Raw genomic sequence first — 15,200 nt, forward strand, 5'->3', positions numbered from 1 at the left:
ACTCATGCTGAACTGCCGCCCATCTTACGCCTTCTCAGAATACGGTCATAGGAATAGCGCTGCGAGCGTACCAAGCGCGCCAAGCACCAGCCCGATCAGCGAACCAGCCGTCGGCACATCTCGAAAGAGCAGAAGCGTGAGACTCGGTTCCACCACTAAACTTGCTCCCACCGAGATGGAGATGATTATCCAAATATTCTTCAGATGCATGTAGCCTAGGTTTTTAGTCCCGGCATTTGCTGGAGCGGATTGAGTTTGAATCGTTCTGGCTGGGAAGTCCAGCATTTGCAGATGTATTGGTAGGGTGTGAGGCCCTTCAGGGTCTTCAGCCGCCGAGCGTAGTTGTAGGCGGTGATGAAGTCGGCAAGGTGAGCTTCGAGCTGATCGTGTCGATCATAATGGTAGCGTTGGACGGTCACTTCCTTGATCGTGCGGTTCATGCGCTCGACATGGCCATTGGTCCAGGGATGCTTGATCTTGGTCAGCCGATGTTCGATGCCATTCTCTTGGCAGCGCATATCGAACATATGTGTCACGTATCTTGCCGTCGGGCCGTCCGCGTAGCGCGGCAAGAAGGTGAACTGGATCCCATTGTCGGTGAGAACCGTATGGATCTTGTAGGGGACAGCCGCGATCAGAGCTTCGAGGAAGGCCGAGGCGGAGGTCCTTCCCGTCTTCCTAGCCAGTTGTACGAAGGCGAACTTGCTGGTGCGACCGATTGCGACGTAGAGGTAGAGCTTGCCTTCGGCGGTCTGGAGCTCAGCGATGTCGATGTGGAAATAGCCGATCGGATAAGCCTTGAACTTTTTCTTCGAAGGCTTGCCGCCTTCAACCTACGGCAATCGGCTGATGCCGTGGCGTTGGAGGCAGCGATGCAGGGACGACCGCGTCAGATGCGGGATGGTCGGCTGCAGGGCATAGAGGCAACCGTCGAGCGGCAGCAGTGTATGCCGCCGGAAAGCGACGATGACCGCCTCCTCCTCGATGGAAAGGACTGTCGAGTTGGCTTCCTTGGGGCCTGTCGAACGATCGGCGACGTCTCGCGCTGCTTCCACTTCGCGACAGTCTTCTGGTTGATCCCGTAGCGCTTGGCGAGTGCTCTCAGGCTCTCTTGACTATTTTGTATTGCTCGACGGACTGCCTCCGTCGTGGTGGCGCAGCCGTGTAAAACTTGTCCCATAGCGCATCCTTCGAATCGTGCGACAAGAATGCACCATCAAAGCCCGGGACTAAACACCTAGTGCGTATCCGCAGACGAGCAGGATACCGCCGAGGGATATCAGCAGGAACATCGGCAGGAGCGCTGTCAGATGCCCGCCTTTCCAAACTGCTTTGAGGCAATCAACTCCGCGATTATCGAAAGCGCTTCTCCAAGCAAAAGCGCTCCCACCGCTGCAATCTTCAATATTGAGCTCATCGTCTAACGTATCGAAGACGTTCCTTAAAGGCGCCGGCATCGCAAAGGGCTTGGCCAGGCACCAGCGCTCACGGAGCTCCGTGCCCATGAGCAGCTCCTTAGTACCGATCGACGCCGATTAGGTACCAATGGAGCAGCGAGACTGGCCAAAAAGAACGCAACCGTGATGCGGGTGTCAGCTCCCAATCCAGAGCATCACGGCCTAAGCTGCGATCCGCACGGGAAGCACGGAATAACCGTGCACAAAATTTGACGCAATCCGCTCGGGCTCGCCGACAACCTTGACCTCTAGCCCCGCATTCAACATTTCCTCCCACAGGATTCTCAGCTGCAGTTCCGCAAGATGTCGACCAACGCAACGATGGATGCCGAAACCGAACGAAAGATGCTGCCGCACGTTCTTGCGGTCGATCACGAAGCTACTCGCATTCTCGATGACCTCTTCGTCGCGGTTACCAGAGATGTACCACATGACGACCTTGTCCCCTTGCCTGATTCGTTTCCCACCCACGATGGTATCGACCACGGCGTTCCGGCGCATATGTGCGATGGGTGTCTGATATCGAATAATCTCGGACACAGCGCTCGACACCAGCTTGGGATTATTGCGTAGTTTTCGCAACTCGGAGGGATACCGGTTCATGAACAGGAGCCCCCCGGTGATCGAATTGCGCGTAGTGTCATTGCCTCCCACGATCAGCAGAATCAGATTCCCGAGAAACTCCATCGGATCCATATGGCGCGTCGCAGGAGAATGCGCCATCATGGAAATCAAGTCGAGGCGAGGCTCGGCATTGATGCGCTCATTCCAAAGACGGGTAAAATAGTCCAGGCACTCGAACAGGATTTTGCTTCGCTTGTCCCAGCTATCGACAGCATGACCTTTTTTCGGAATTGTAGCACCTATGTCCGACCAATAGGTCAAGAGCCGTCGATCCTCAAATGGAAAGTCGAATAGTGTGGCGAGCATCTGCGTCGTCAACTCAATGGAGACCATGTCCACCCAATTGAACGCATCATTGCGCGGCAAGCCGTCCAGAATCGTCCTGACCCGACAGCGAATTAAGCCTTCGAGTTTTGTCAGATTTTCCGGTGCAACTATCGGACTTACTGTATCGCGCTGCTCGCGATGTTTGGGAGGACCTATCTTGATGAAACTCTGAGTCCAGTGCTCATCAGGCACATCGATAATCGTGACTCCTCGCTCTGACGAAAATACCTTATGATTTGCATCTACCGCCAGGATATCTCGGTATTTCGTTAGGGACCAATAGGGACCATAAGGACTGTCTTGGCAGTAATGAACGGGATCCTCCCTTCGCAGCCGCTCGAAGCAGCTCCATATCCTATTATCTTGAAAACGCTTTGCTTCGCTTACGTCCAGATTGCTCAGCGGGATATTGCAAGCATCGTCGGCTCCAACGTCTGCCAATCGAGTTTCCATGACCGTCTCCGCAGATCTTGCTCGCTCGAGAGCTCACGGATCCATTTAGCGATTTCAGGTTTCGAGCTGCCGTAGCGTCTTGTTGGGGCTTGTCGTTCGACACGGTATCGCAAAGTTTACGCAACCACCCCCTACCATTATTGGCAGTCAGGATCGCATTGACTCTCTAAATCAATCTGTTCCAGTGGATCGATGAGAAACTATCACTGGTAGACAGGCGTCGCGTCATGGCAGCCGCATTACTGCTCGAGCTATCGAAAAGGACGCAATGTGATCCTTCTTTGAAAACGGCTAACCTCGCTATCTTCGGCGGCTCGGGACCGCCCCCTCAATTCATTACTGAAATGGACCCCGATTTTGGGACCAGAGGTTAAGTTGGAAAAGGGCCGCTCCGTTTGATAAACGGAGGGCATGAAGAGCTGGCTCCGCAAATTCGGACAGTAGCTTGAGTGGATTTTCTGCCTGAGAGCGGCGAGGATTCTTGCCGCGAAACAGGAGCGAAGATGACGAAGAGGAGTCGCCGGACGCATTCTCCGGCATTCAAGGCAAAGGTGGTTTTGGCGGCCGTGAAGGGGGAGAAGACGTTGGCCGAGCTGGCGCAACTGTTTGATGTCCATCCGAACCAGATCACGACCTGGAAGTCCCAACTCCTGGAAGGCGCCGCCGGAGTGTTTGGGCAGGACAACGGACCGGCCGAGGCGCCGGTCGATTTGAAGCGTTACATGCCAAGATCGGCGAGCTTGCGCTGGAGAACGATTTTTTGTCCGGCGCGCTCACCAAGGCGGGCCTGCTGAGCGCAAAGCGATGATCGACCGCGACCATGATCTGTCTGTCGTGCGCCAGGCGAAGGTCCTGAACCTTGCCCGCAGTACGGTTTACTATGAACCTCGGCCGGTTTCGGCCGAGGACTTGTCTTGATGCGCCGGCTCGATGAGCTGCACCTCGATTATCCCTTCGCAGGGGGGCGCATGCTGCGATCGCTGTTGCAGCGTGAGGGCATGCAGGTTGGCCGCCGCCACGTCGCGACGCTGATGAAGCGCATGGGGATCGAGGCGATCTATCGCCGTCCGAACACGAGCAAGCCCGCACCGGGCCAGAAGATCTACCCGTACCTATTGCGCGGATTGAAGATCGAGCGGCCGAACCAGGTCTGGGCAATGGACATCAGTTACATTCCGATGCGACGTGGATTCGTTTACCTCGCCGCGGTCGTCGATGTGTTCAGCTGAAGGGTATTGGTCCATCGCGTATCGATCACGATGGAGACGATATTCTGCGTCGAAGCGCTCCAGGAGGCGTTGGCGAAGCACGGCAGGCCCGAGATCTTCAACACGGATCAGGGTAGCCAGTTCACCAGCCTCGACTTCACCGGCGTGCTGCTGGACGCGAACATCGCCATCAGCATGGACGGCAAGGGTGCCTGGCGCGACAACGTGTTCGTCGAGCGGCTGTGGCGCACTGTCAAATACGAAGAAGTCTATCTGCGTGCTTACGACAGCGTGCTCGAGGCGCGAGCATCGATTTCCAAATATCTGGCGTTCTACAATCGAGGACGTCCTCACTCGAGCCTTGACGAACGCACGCCCGACGAGGCTTACTTCGGCGCGCAAACGATGGTGACGGCCGCATGATCGTCGCCAACGATTTTGCTGCGGATCTGGTCGGGCTTACGCCCTCCCGACGCCACAGCAAAATCGTAAAGCCCCGCGTTCAGCATAACCCGGCAGGAATCCACTTAATTTTCGCGGGGCCCTGTCCAAACAACCGGGACCAGCTCTTGATGACGACGAAGACGAGACGCAAGATCGACGCGGCACTGAAGGCAAAGATTGCGCTGGAAGCCGTGCGGGAGCAGGCGACGGTGGCCGATCTGGCCCAGCGCTATGAGGTTCACCCGAACCAGATCTATGCCTGGAAGAAGCAACTGCTGGACCAGGCGGCGCGGGCCTTTGATGCGGGTGTCGGGCGCGAGAGCGAGGAAACGCGCGAACGCGAGATCGAGAAGCTGCACGCCAAGATTGGACAACTGACGGTCGAGCGCGATTTTTTAGCGCGGAGGTCCGGAAGATGAGCACGCCGGACCGTCGAGGAATGCTCGATCGCGCCGACAAGGCGCTGTCGATCCCGTCGGCAATGCCTGTTGCTTGGCATCGCGCGCTCCGGGGTCTACCGGCCGCCCCGGCCGGCCAACGACAACGACCTTGCCCTGATGCGGCGGATCGACGAGCTGTTCATCGCCTGGCCGTTCCTGGGCTCGCGGCGAATGACCGCAATGCTGAAGGCTGAGGGGCTTCAGGTCAATCGCAAGCGCGTGCAGCGGTTGATGCGCAAGATGGGCATCGCGGCGCTGGGACCGAAGCCGAACACGACGAAGCCGGCGCCGGGCCACAAGATCTATCCTTATCTGCTGCGCAACATGACGATCGACCGGCCGAACCAGGTGTGGGCCGCCGACATCACGTATCTGCCCATCGGCCGTGGCTTTTCTTTATCTCGTCGCCATCATCGACTGGGCGAGCCGTGCGGTTCTGGCGTGGCGGTTATCGAACACGATCGACGTCTCGTTCTGCGTGGCGGCTCTGGAAGAGGCGCTGGCGAAGTACGGCAGGCCGGAGATTTTCAATACCGACCAAGGCAGCCAGTTCACCAGCGCGGCCTTCACCGGCGCGTTGGCGGGCGCAGGGATCAAGATCTCCATGGATGGCCGCGGTCGTTGGATGGACAACGTCTTCATCGAGCGGCTGTGGCGGTCGCTCAAGCATGAGGACATCTATCTCAAGGGCTATGCCGACGGCCGCGAGGCCAAGGCAGGGATCGCGAGCTGATCGCCTTCTACAACGATCGTCGCCTTCATCAGGCGCTCGGCTATCGCACGCCGATGGCGGTCTGGCGCGAACGGATGCAGGCCGCGAAGGCTGTGGAATGGTGGACAACGCTGACGCGTTGACCACATGCCCACAGCAACAGCAGCAGACAGTGTCTCTGGCGGCGTGATAGGAAGTAATCAGGAGCGGTCAGTTTCCAACTAACAAACCGGCTCAAGCGGCCCCGCTCCGCGGGTCCATTTCATCGCCCAGCGCGGCCGTTGAAACCTACGATGTCACCGATTCGAACGGCGTGCCATTCATACGGGCGCGGATATTCGGTGTCGGAGATGGCCCTTTTTGTTGTGGCCCAGGTGACGAGCAGCGCGCACTGCGGAATTTGCCGCAATGGGAAATAGATCATTCACTGGCTGCGATTCAGTATTGGGCTGAAATCATTAAGGTCATACCGGGTCAATCGCCGGCCATCGTCAACGTCGCCGGGATTGCCATTGACAACGCATGGGCCTCTATCCAATCGTCACCCGATGGCGGCAACAAGGTGCAGGCGCACTCACGAGGCGGCTCGCTGACCTACGGGGCGCTTGGCATGGTTGCGATCGGACAGATGGGGTTTTCAGCCGAAGCATACATCCCTTCGCAATTGCCGATGACGCGAAAGATAGGTCTCGCACCCGTTACGATTCATGAGATCGCCCATCAGATGGGAATCGCCAGTACTATTGACGGCTACGAAGCATCGCCGCATTTCGCCCGAAGCGATAAATGGCTGGACGGACCATTTGCACGATGACAATGGCAAACAAGCCAAGCCGGGACAAGCGATCTATTGCTCCGGCTGCGCCAACCTGCGAGCTGACAACGTTTTCGACCTGCGCCGCGGGCTATTTCGCCGGGAAGCATATGAGTGAAGTGCTGGCCGGCGCCATGCCCGGTATTCCGGTGCAGGCGATGCATGAGGACGCGTCGCCGGATGCAGCCTTCGTCTCGCATAGCGAGCTCAAGAACAGCTTAATGAGCCACCAGCGATACCGGAATTACACACCCTTCATGGAGGCGGAGTTTGGCCGCGTTGCAGGATATCGGCTATACCATCGATCGGCGCAAGTTGTTCGGTTACTCCATCTACGGCAACGGTCAGAGTCTGATTAGCGATAACCCCTTCTTCGCTCGCAACACTGAAGGAACCGCGTATCGCCCAAATACATACAACACGGCGATGCTCGGACTGGGGCTGCATGTCTATGGCCGCGACAACACTGTGGTCCAGCGCGCCGGCCTGCTTTCGGAAGGACCGGGGGGCGCTGGCATCCGCGTCGATGGCGAAGCCAATCGGATAACAATCCCGCCGGGGACCCGCGTCCATGCGGACGGCGATGTTCGCCTATGGCAAGGGTCACTCGCTTACTCAGCGTGGCGACGTGCAGGCGCTCGGCGAGCATGGCATCGCAGCAAGCTTCGACTTTGGCAACAATACGATGGGCAATCACCGTGAATATCGTGGCTCGTATATTCGCACGATTGGCAATAGCGCGGCCCCGATGCTGAACGAAATCGACGGTCCGCTCGTCAACACATTCGATCTGACCGGGCGCCTGGCTGGCAGTTACGCCGCGATGTACGTGTCGAACAGTGGTTATGTGGGCGAGATCAACGTGATGCGTGGCGCAACGCTGTCAGGGGACATCCTGTCTGATTACGCCCAACTTGACGAGAAGGGTTCGCCGCGCCTGACCAAATTGACGTTCGGTATGACGCCTGACACGAATGGTCACACAACGGGACAGCCCGACGCAAGCTTTGCGACCCGCTATGAAGGTAACATCATTGGACGCAACAACCTGTCGCTGCAGTTGTTCGGCGGCGTCGCGTTGTTTACTGGCAATCACGAAGTGTACGACGCAACTGTCGCGCAACACGCAACCCTGTCCGGTAACGGCAGTTATCTGCTCAATACCGATGGCCGCTTCACCAATAGCGGGGCTGTCGCGCCGCTCATCGATGGTCGTGACAACAACATAACGGTGAATGGGGGCTATCTGCAAACGTCCACCGGGCGCTTGCAGCTCGCAGTGAACGATACTGGTGCGTTCAGCCGCCTCGTGGTGAACGGAGGTGCGGCGCTCGACGGTACCCTCGCGATTATGCCGCAGCGTGGCTGGTATGGCAATGATTTCAGCGTCTGGCTCTCGGGGCCATAGGTCAGGACTCAGATTGCCGTAATCAACCAGCGCCTTATCCGTGGTGTTTTTCTCCGAGAAGTCTTGATAGCCGGTCGCTCGAGCAGGCGATGTCTGGCTCCTAGTCGGCTATTCACTCCCTGGCATTTAATCCAAACGTCTGGTCGGCTGGACAAGTTTGTTGTTTGCAGCGCCAGTTGTCGAAGAGGTGCACCAAAGCTGAAAATTATCTCTGGATGAAAACTAGCGCCGTATTGGTCGAGGCGTCGCCAAGGCTGATTCCGGGAAAATTCGGCAAGCGCCTGTGCCTCAGTTTGAGATTGTCTGGCTTCCTACCTGCTTCTTGCACACGCGACGCAACCCCGGACGGTCCACTTGTCGATCCGCGTCAGCACATCCTCCCAGCCAAGCCAGAAGCCTTCGCCGCGGTAGCGACAAGCGTCTTATCAGTCCGGCAAAAAATTTTAGAACAAAAATGGCCAGAATGCGTGACAATGGTTTTCAACTTCTTAGGGACGCGTCAGGCGGGGTGAATATGCGCTTGGTAAGGTTCTGACGCTCGGCGAACGACGTGTTGATTAGGGCCAGATCCGTTGTCCAAGAGGTAGATCTTGATCCGGCCGATGCACTTGGGTGGGCTATGGCCCCCGGATGCGGCCACCGCGAAAATCTGTTCAGCATCGCCTAATCAGCATCAAAATAACATCTCGCGCCCGCAGGGAGCCTGGCTACGGTATGATATCCGGAGCAACGATTCGGCGGCCAGATCTGGCCTTGACCCCAAGTCCGCGCCGCCGTAGCGCCCCGTCCGAAAGGGCGGGGCGCTTTCCTTTTGCATACGTCCCTTGCGGGGGATTCTAGCAGAGCATCAGATGGGTAGCCGCAACTGTATACTGTCAAACAGGCCTTGGATCGTTGGTCGCGAGCGGTATTGTGGATACGGAAGCAGGCCTTCGATCGCGGGCGCGGCAGAATGTCGTGTTCGAACTCGGCTTCGTTATCGGGAAGTTTGGGGCAGCCAATGTGGCTGCGCTTATGAAGTCGACGGTGGAGAAGCCATCCGACCTTGATGGCATTGCCTATATTTCCTAACGGCCCGGGCACTTCCTTGAAGACTGAGCTTGCACGCGAAATGTATCACATGAAAATCCCCTTCGATACCAAGGCTGTTCTTACAGCTTAGGTAAGCCTCGATCGTGCATCAATCTTGAAGAATGCTCGACGTGATCGATGCCGGCGATGAGGGGGTGATTGGCCGCGACCCAGGCGCGGCTAGGTAGGCTGATCAGTTTGATCTGCATCGCTAAGTCCAAGGGAGTAACTGGTGCTGCGACCGCCTGCGGCGTCTTTTGAATGCCGCTTGATTAAGTCATTAATGTCGCGCGTTGCGGTCGGCTGCGAGAGCTTGGCAATTTTTCCTACTTCGACGAAGTGAGCTTTCCCTGGAAGTCCGTCGAGCAGCCGATTTAGCATCCGTTGCTGGCGATCGCTGAGGTCGCTCGTGGCATGCTTTTCCCAGAACGCTGCCTTCTGCAAGACGCTACCGATGATCGTCTCAGCGCCGTCGAAAGCCCGACCCAGGCAACCGAGAAACCAGTCGAGCCAATTGATGATGTCGAGCGTGCTACGTCGGGTTCGCTCAAGGATGTCGTAGTAGGCTTGCGCTCCTTCCGGATTTGCCTGGACATGCTGTAGAAGCGCCGCGTGCTTTGTTCGGAACGCACGAGTGCCAAATCGGCGATCGCACGCCCTATTCGTCCGGTGCCGTCCTCGAAGGAATGGATGGTCACAAACCGCAGATGCGCAAGTGCAGCCGTGATAACAGGGGCCTGGCCTTGCTCGGTGTTGAACCAGTCCAGAAACGCCTTTATCTCGGTCTGAAGCCGCTTGGCAGCCGGCGCTTCAAGGTGAACACGTTCGCGGCCGAGGGTCCCCGACACCACCTGTATTGAACCTGCCTGTTCGGTGCGCCAGCGGATTATTCCGGTCATCGTTCTATCGCCACAAGCTCGCCATGGCCAAGGCCGCTTCCAGTCGGCTTCGCGGAGTTCGAGATTCGAGGTCGCTGCTTCGCCTGCGCCGGCTGCCGACGAAGCCTTTACGGCTTCGGCCGTATCGGCCCTCGCGACCACGTAGGTCACATATCGAAGCCCGCTGTCGTCTTTGACGACGCCAAAGTATCCGTCCTGCCGCCATCAGTTTGTCCGAATTCACGACAGGCGGACTTCACGTCCCTTGCCTGATGTGACCTCCCAACAACGGAAGGTTGCAATTGGCGGCGACCGGAGCGGTCAGTCCGTAAAATCACAGGCTCCTCTTCCATCCGTGCGGCGGATTGCGCTAGTCTGCGACCTGGAGGGAACAGGCCGTGGCGACCAGCTTTGAGCGGATCGACGCTTTCGCACGGCCTGCGATCCTGCCGCGCCTCCGCCATGTGCAGGCATGGCGCCGCGTCCGGCTGCAGCGCCTCCTATCTGATCCCAACATCGCACAGAATGATCCGGGAAGGCTCAAGTCCATCAAAGCCGCACAAAATTGCATGGCCGTCTCCGTGCGCGTCAAAGCCATCCTTACCGGGATCATCGATCGCTAGGGGCGCCGGGAGCGGCGCGGTGTCGAGTGCGTGCTGATTCCGCTCGATGTCGCCCACCATTCCGGAATGATCTCGCCCACCGTTCCGATTTGATCTTGCCCACCATTCCGAGATGATCTCGCCCACCATTCCGGGATGATGTCGCCCGGGGTGACGAGGCCTCTTCTGGCTCCGATACGGTCCCGCCTTTCGGCTTTGCGAAGGGGGACCTGGATGCCGACGGAGAGGTTTGCGATGCGCCATGTGCGCGATGTGATCAGATTGAAGTCGGCCGGGATGCCGACCCGCGAGATTGCGCGGCGGGTCGGCACGGCCCCTTCGACGGTGCGGTTGACGATCCGCCGGTTCGAGGCGGCGGGGCTGACCTGGCCGTTGCCAGACGACGTCACCGACACGGTGCTGGAGGCCCGGTTGTTCGCCAGCGCCGGAGCCGGTCCGGGCACCCGGCGGGGCCATCGGCGGCAGGCCGAGCCGGACTGGGCGGCGGTGCATCGCGAGCTCAAGCGCAAGCACGTGACGCTGTCGATTGTGTGGGAGGAGTACATCGCGGGCGAACCCGGCGGGTATCGCTATTCGCGGTTCTGTGAGCTCTACCGGGCCTGGGAAGGCCGGCTGTCGGTGACGATGCGCCAGTCGCACGCGGCCGGCGAGAAGCTGTTCGTCGACTATGCGGGCGACGGCGTGCCGGTGGTGATCGACCGGCTCACCGGCGAGCGGCGCGCCGCGCAGATTTTCGTCGCGGTGCTCGGCGCATCGAGCTTCACCTACGCGCAGGCGACCTGGACGCAGGGCCTCGCCGACTGGATCAGCGGGCACGTCGGCGCCTTCGAGGCGATCGGCGGCGTGCCGGCACTGCTGGTGCCGGACAACACCAAGGTCGCGGTGATCAAGGCCTGCCTCTACGATCCGCAGATCAACCGCAGCTACGCCGATATGGCGGCGCATTACGGCACCGCCATTCTGCCGGCCAGGCCACGACGGCCACGGGACAAGGCCAAGGTCGAGCAGGCGGTCCTCATGGTCGAGCGCTGGCTGCTCGGACGGCTGCGCCACCGGATCTTCCACAGCCTCGCCGAGGTCAACGCGGCGATCGCCGAGTTAATGACCCGTCTCAACGAGGAGCGGCCGATCCAGCGGCTCGGCGTCACCCGCCGCAAGCTATTGGAGGAGATCGACCGGCCGGCACTGAAGGTCTTGCCGGAGAGCCCTTACGTGTTCGCCGAGTGGCGGATCTGCCGGGTCAGCATCGACTATCACGTCGAGGTCGAGGCGCATTACTACAGCGTCCCGCATCGCTTCGTCCGAGCCGAGGTCGAGGTGCGCTTCACCGCCCGCACCGTGAAGATTTTCCACAAGGGCGAGCGGATCGCCGCGCATCAACGCGTGAGCGGCAACCACAAGCACACGACCGTACCGGAGCACATGGCCTCCAGTCATCGGCGCTACGCCGGCTGGACCATCGAGCGCATCCGCAAGGATGCAGCCACGATCGGACCGGCCACCGCGGCGCTGTGTGATCTGATCCTGGATGAACGCACACACCCCGAGCAGGGCTTCCGCGCCTGCCTCGGCATCATCCGGCTGGCCCGCTCCTACGGGCAAGAGCGGCTCGATGCCGCCGCCATGCGGGCGATCGATATCGGCGCGCGCACTTACGGTTCGGTCAAATCGATCCTCGCCAACAATCTTGATCGGCGTCCTTCACCCAAGCGCTCCGCGGACGACGCGCCGATCCTCCATCCCAACATCCGCGGGCCGCGCTACTACAATTAGGAGATCACGCCTTGCTCACCCATCCAACCCTCGATCAGCTCCATCAACTCGGCCTTCACGGCATGGCCAAGGCCTTCGCCGACATCGAAGCCGGCGGCGAGGCCGCCAGCCTCGGTCACGCCGAATGGCTTGCGCTCTTGCTCGAACGTGAAGCGTCGCTGCGACGCGACAAGCGACTGTCGAAGCGGCTTCAATATGCCAAGCTGCGCCAGCAGGCCTGCATCGAGGACATCGACTATCGCACCCCGCGCGGCCTCGATCGCAGCCTCTTGACGATGCTGGTCGAAGGCCAATGGATCGACGACCACGCCAATCTTTTGATCTGTGGCCCGTCCGGCGTCGGCAAGAGCTGGCTCGCCTCGGCGCTCGGCAACAAAGCCTGCCGCGACAATCGCTCCGTGCTCTATCAGCGCGTCCCGCTACTGTTCAGCGATCTGGCCTTGGCGCGCGGTGACGGCCGCCACCCCCGCCTGCTGCGCGCGCTCGGCCGCGTCGATCTCCTCATCCTCGACGACTGGGGTCTCGAGCCGCTCGACGCCGCGGCCCGCCACGACCTCCTGGAGATCCTCGAGGACCGCTACGGCCACCGCTCCACCATCGTCACCAGCCAGCTTCCCGTCGATCAATGGCACGCGCTGATCGGCGAGCCGATGACTTCATGATGCCTCCTTCTTCGAACGCTTGGTGCGTCGTACCCGATTGCGAAGCTGACGGATTTGGTCGTCTGAGAGCTCGATCTGCCATGGCTGGCCTTTGGCTAACTGACGACCTGCCAGCAATTCCCGCGCGAGATAATCGAACACCGTCTGCGGGGTCACTCCAAGCTCAGCCGCTGCGCCCTGAATTGAGAAGCTTCCATCGGGCCAGCGCATCGGATTCTTGTCCACGCCGTTGATTTTGACGGTGGGAATGCCCCAGCGGGTACGCAACAGCCAGACATTCTCGCCTTTGAAGGCGCAGCCTCGAGCCGCGACGAAGCCTTCCTGATTGAGTATTGCCGCGATCTCGGCATCCATTTTGTGTTCAGCATTCAACTCGACGATCCGTTGCCGCAACCGATCAATGTCGATGTAATCACGGTATGTCTGAACGCGCCGTTGCACGTGATGCTCGCTGGTTGCACCGGTCTGCCAGACGATCTTGAGCCACACCTGACCTCGGGTCCGCTTCTGATCAAGAACGACTTCGCGGATCACAAATCGCAGAATGCGCTTGCGATCGGCTGCCGACGTGGTGGCCGCGTTCCAAATCCGCGGCAGGTTCTCGCCGAGCGCTTGTAGCCCTGCGCATTCCGCCGGGCCAATCAGAAGCGGCTCTTGCCCGCGCCAACGCGCATGCTCCTGCTCGACCGCCTCTGCGACACGCAGCCTCTCTTCCCAAGCCCGCTCAAGTGAGCGCGCCACAAGACGGTTCTCGGGCTCTACGGCGTCATACTGGCGCCGAGCGCGCTCGGCCTCGTAGCGGGCGCGCTCCACGCGAAGCGCCCACTGGCGCTCGAGCTGACGGCTCTCCTGCTCCAGTTGGCCCGCGGCTGCGAGTGCGATCTCAATCTGATCCGGCACCAGGGCGTCGAGGACTATCCGCTCGACCAGCGCGTCAACCGCCAAGGCCCGGACTTCCTGGCACATTGCACTGCCTTGCTGGTCCCGATCCGAGCGGCAGCAATAGACCGGATAGTCGGCATTCGGGCCCGTGTAGCGCATGCTCATGCGCCGTCCACAACGACCGCAGACCGCAATTCCTTGTAACAGGGCTGCCCCCTTGCGCGGTACGCCAGAGTGACCTGCCTCATAGCGGCAGACGTTATCTGCCAATCGCCCCTGGTTGGCCATGAACTCCTCCCAGCTGATATAGCCTGGGTGAGCGGCGTGGAGGCAAACCGCCCAATCCGCGATCGCTACCTTGACCGTTCCCGTCAGCGATCCCCGCCGGCATCGGCTCGGGTCCTTTTGCCGGCGGCCATAAACATACGCCCCAGCATAGGCCGGATTCTGAAGGATATTAAGGACGCGTGTGCTATCTGGCGCACGCCAGACGATCTCGTGTGGAGAAGGTCCAAGCAGCGGCCGAACCGGCAAGGACAATCCATTCCTGTCCAAGTAGCGCATCACACGGCGCGCACTTTGCAGTTCCCGGAATTTAGCAAACACGAGATGAAGACGGGCGCGCACCTCCTCATCCGGATTGAGAACAATTGTGCCCGCTCGATCGTAGGCGAGCCCGGCCGGCAGCGGCAGCCGCAGTTCGCCCCGCGCCGCCTTCTGCCGTTCCCCTTGGTGAAGGCGCATCCGAAGCTGATGCAGCTCCGCCTCGCTCATGATGCCGGACAGGCCCAACAGCAGGCGGTCGTGATAGGCGCGCGGATCGTAAAGCCGCTCGCCATCCGCAATCAGCACGCCAAATACCGAGCACAGTTCGAGAAGCTGATGCCAGTCCCGGTTATTGCGGGCCAAGCGCGAAGCGTCGAGACTCACCACGAGACCGGCGTTGCCAAGGCCGATCTCGGCAATGAGCTTCTGGAAACCATGACGGTCCACGCCGCCAGCACCGGATTTGCCCAGATCCTCGTCAATCACCTGGACGCGCTCGGGCGGCCAGCCCAGACCGATGGCGCGATCGACAAGGCGGTACTGCAGCTCGGTGCTCTCCTGATGCTGGCGCACCTGGTTCACGGATGACTGCCGCACGTAGACATAGGCCAACTTGGCTCGGTGAGCCGTCGTGAGCCGCTCGTCAGCGACGGTCGAGCTGATCAGCACGACCCAGTCCCCTTCCGGGCGTGCCGGGGATCGCTTGCATTCGCCGCATCAGCGCGGCGATCGTTTGAGCAATCTGGGTTTGCGTCGCGGTCGACAGATTCGGCCAGAGGCGCGGAATGTCGGCCATCGGACGGCCGGATGGATTTGCCAACGTTGGCAGGGGTCGATACGCAACGCGACCTGGGAGCGGTCGGTGGGTCATCGCGAAT

At 59.9% G+C, this 15,200-nt stretch carries 11 protein-coding genes and 4 pseudogenes; 8 read left to right on the plus strand and 7 right to left on the minus strand.

Features of this window, described 5'->3' with window-relative positions; all coding sequences use genetic code 11:
• Positions 1-215: 215 nt before the first annotated feature.
• The 3 genes and pseudogenes from HU230_RS39855 to HU230_RS39865 all read right to left on the minus strand — a co-directional run bounded on the left by HU230_RS39855 (position 216) and on the right by HU230_RS39865 (position 2,861).
• Positions 216-1,180: pseudogene (locus tag HU230_RS39855) on the minus strand (IS481 family transposase).
• Positions 1,181-1,229: 49 nt separating this feature from the next.
• Positions 1,230-1,505: a hypothetical protein gene (locus tag HU230_RS39860; protein WP_224924215.1), complete on the minus strand. Its 276-nt coding sequence runs from the start codon at positions 1,503-1,505 to the stop codon at positions 1,230-1,232.
• A 114-nt stretch (positions 1,506-1,619) separates the two neighbouring features.
• Complete coding sequence (locus HU230_RS39865) at positions 1,620-2,861, minus strand: cytochrome P450 (protein ID WP_173643933.1); 1,242 nt, start codon at positions 2,859-2,861, stop codon at positions 1,620-1,622.
• Positions 2,862-3,364: 503 nt separating this feature from the next.
• Here HU230_RS39865 and HU230_RS39870 point away from each other — a divergent pair.
• From HU230_RS39870 to HU230_RS39890, 5 genes and pseudogenes are all read left to right on the plus strand, one after another.
• Positions 3,365-4,492 (plus strand): annotated as a pseudogene (locus HU230_RS39870) (IS3 family transposase).
• Positions 4,493-4,641: 149 nt separating this feature from the next.
• Positions 4,642-5,808: pseudogene (locus HU230_RS39875) on the plus strand (IS3 family transposase).
• Between the two features lie 257 nt (positions 5,809-6,065).
• Entirely contained in the window at positions 6,066-6,479 is a 414-nt protein-coding gene (locus tag HU230_RS39880) for a hypothetical protein (RefSeq protein WP_173643932.1), read from the plus strand.
• Positions 6,480-7,050: 571 nt separating this feature from the next.
• Complete coding sequence (locus HU230_RS39885; RefSeq protein ID WP_224924213.1) at positions 7,051-7,887, plus strand: hypothetical protein; 837 nt, start codon at positions 7,051-7,053, stop codon at positions 7,885-7,887.
• Positions 7,888-8,844: 957 nt separating this feature from the next.
• Entirely contained in the window at positions 8,845-8,958 is a 114-nt protein-coding gene (locus HU230_RS39890; RefSeq protein WP_231169030.1) for a TIR domain-containing protein, read from the plus strand.
• A gap of 80 nt (positions 8,959-9,038) precedes the next feature.
• Here HU230_RS39890 and HU230_RS43755 read toward each other — a convergent pair whose 3' ends face one another.
• Entirely contained in the window at positions 9,039-9,167 is a 129-nt protein-coding gene (locus tag HU230_RS43755; RefSeq protein WP_275948939.1) for a hypothetical protein, read from the minus strand.
• A 165-nt stretch (positions 9,168-9,332) separates the two neighbouring features.
• Positions 9,333-9,857 (minus strand): Fic family protein, encoded by a 525-nt coding sequence (locus HU230_RS39895; protein ID WP_224924212.1) that lies wholly within the window; start codon positions 9,855-9,857, stop codon positions 9,333-9,335.
• Between the two features lie 377 nt (positions 9,858-10,234).
• Here HU230_RS39895 and HU230_RS39900 point away from each other — a divergent pair, with 377 nt between their 5' ends.
• The 3 genes and pseudogenes from HU230_RS39900 to istB all read left to right on the plus strand — a co-directional run.
• Positions 10,235-10,459, plus strand: coding sequence for a hypothetical protein (locus HU230_RS39900; RefSeq protein ID WP_166071942.1), 225 nt, complete (start codon positions 10,235-10,237; stop codon positions 10,457-10,459).
• Positions 10,460-10,693: 234 nt separating this feature from the next.
• On the plus strand, positions 10,694-12,232 hold the full coding sequence (istA, locus tag HU230_RS39905; protein ID WP_173643975.1) for an IS21 family transposase: 1,539 nt from the start codon (positions 10,694-10,696) through the stop codon (positions 12,230-12,232).
• An 11-nt stretch (positions 12,233-12,243) separates the two neighbouring features.
• A pseudogene (gene istB, locus HU230_RS39910) lies at positions 12,244-12,882 on the plus strand (IS21-like element helper ATPase IstB); the annotation flags it as partial.
• Positions 12,883-12,888: 6 nt separating this feature from the next.
• Here istB and HU230_RS39915 read toward each other — a convergent pair.
• Both HU230_RS39915 and HU230_RS39920 read right to left on the minus strand, forming a co-directional pair.
• Positions 12,889-14,991: a recombinase family protein gene (locus tag HU230_RS39915; RefSeq protein WP_176529005.1), complete on the minus strand. Its 2,103-nt coding sequence runs from the start codon at positions 14,989-14,991 to the stop codon at positions 12,889-12,891.
• On the minus strand, positions 14,966-15,118 hold the full coding sequence (locus HU230_RS39920) for a hypothetical protein (protein ID WP_224497196.1): 153 nt from the start codon (positions 15,116-15,118) through the stop codon (positions 14,966-14,968). Before HU230_RS39920 ends, HU230_RS39915 begins: the two co-directional genes overlap by 26 nt.
• Positions 15,119-15,200 lie beyond the last annotated feature (82 nt).

It is taken from the genome of Bradyrhizobium quebecense (assembly GCF_013373795.3).
GTDB classification, from domain to species: domain Bacteria; phylum Pseudomonadota; class Alphaproteobacteria; order Rhizobiales; family Xanthobacteraceae; genus Bradyrhizobium; species Bradyrhizobium quebecense.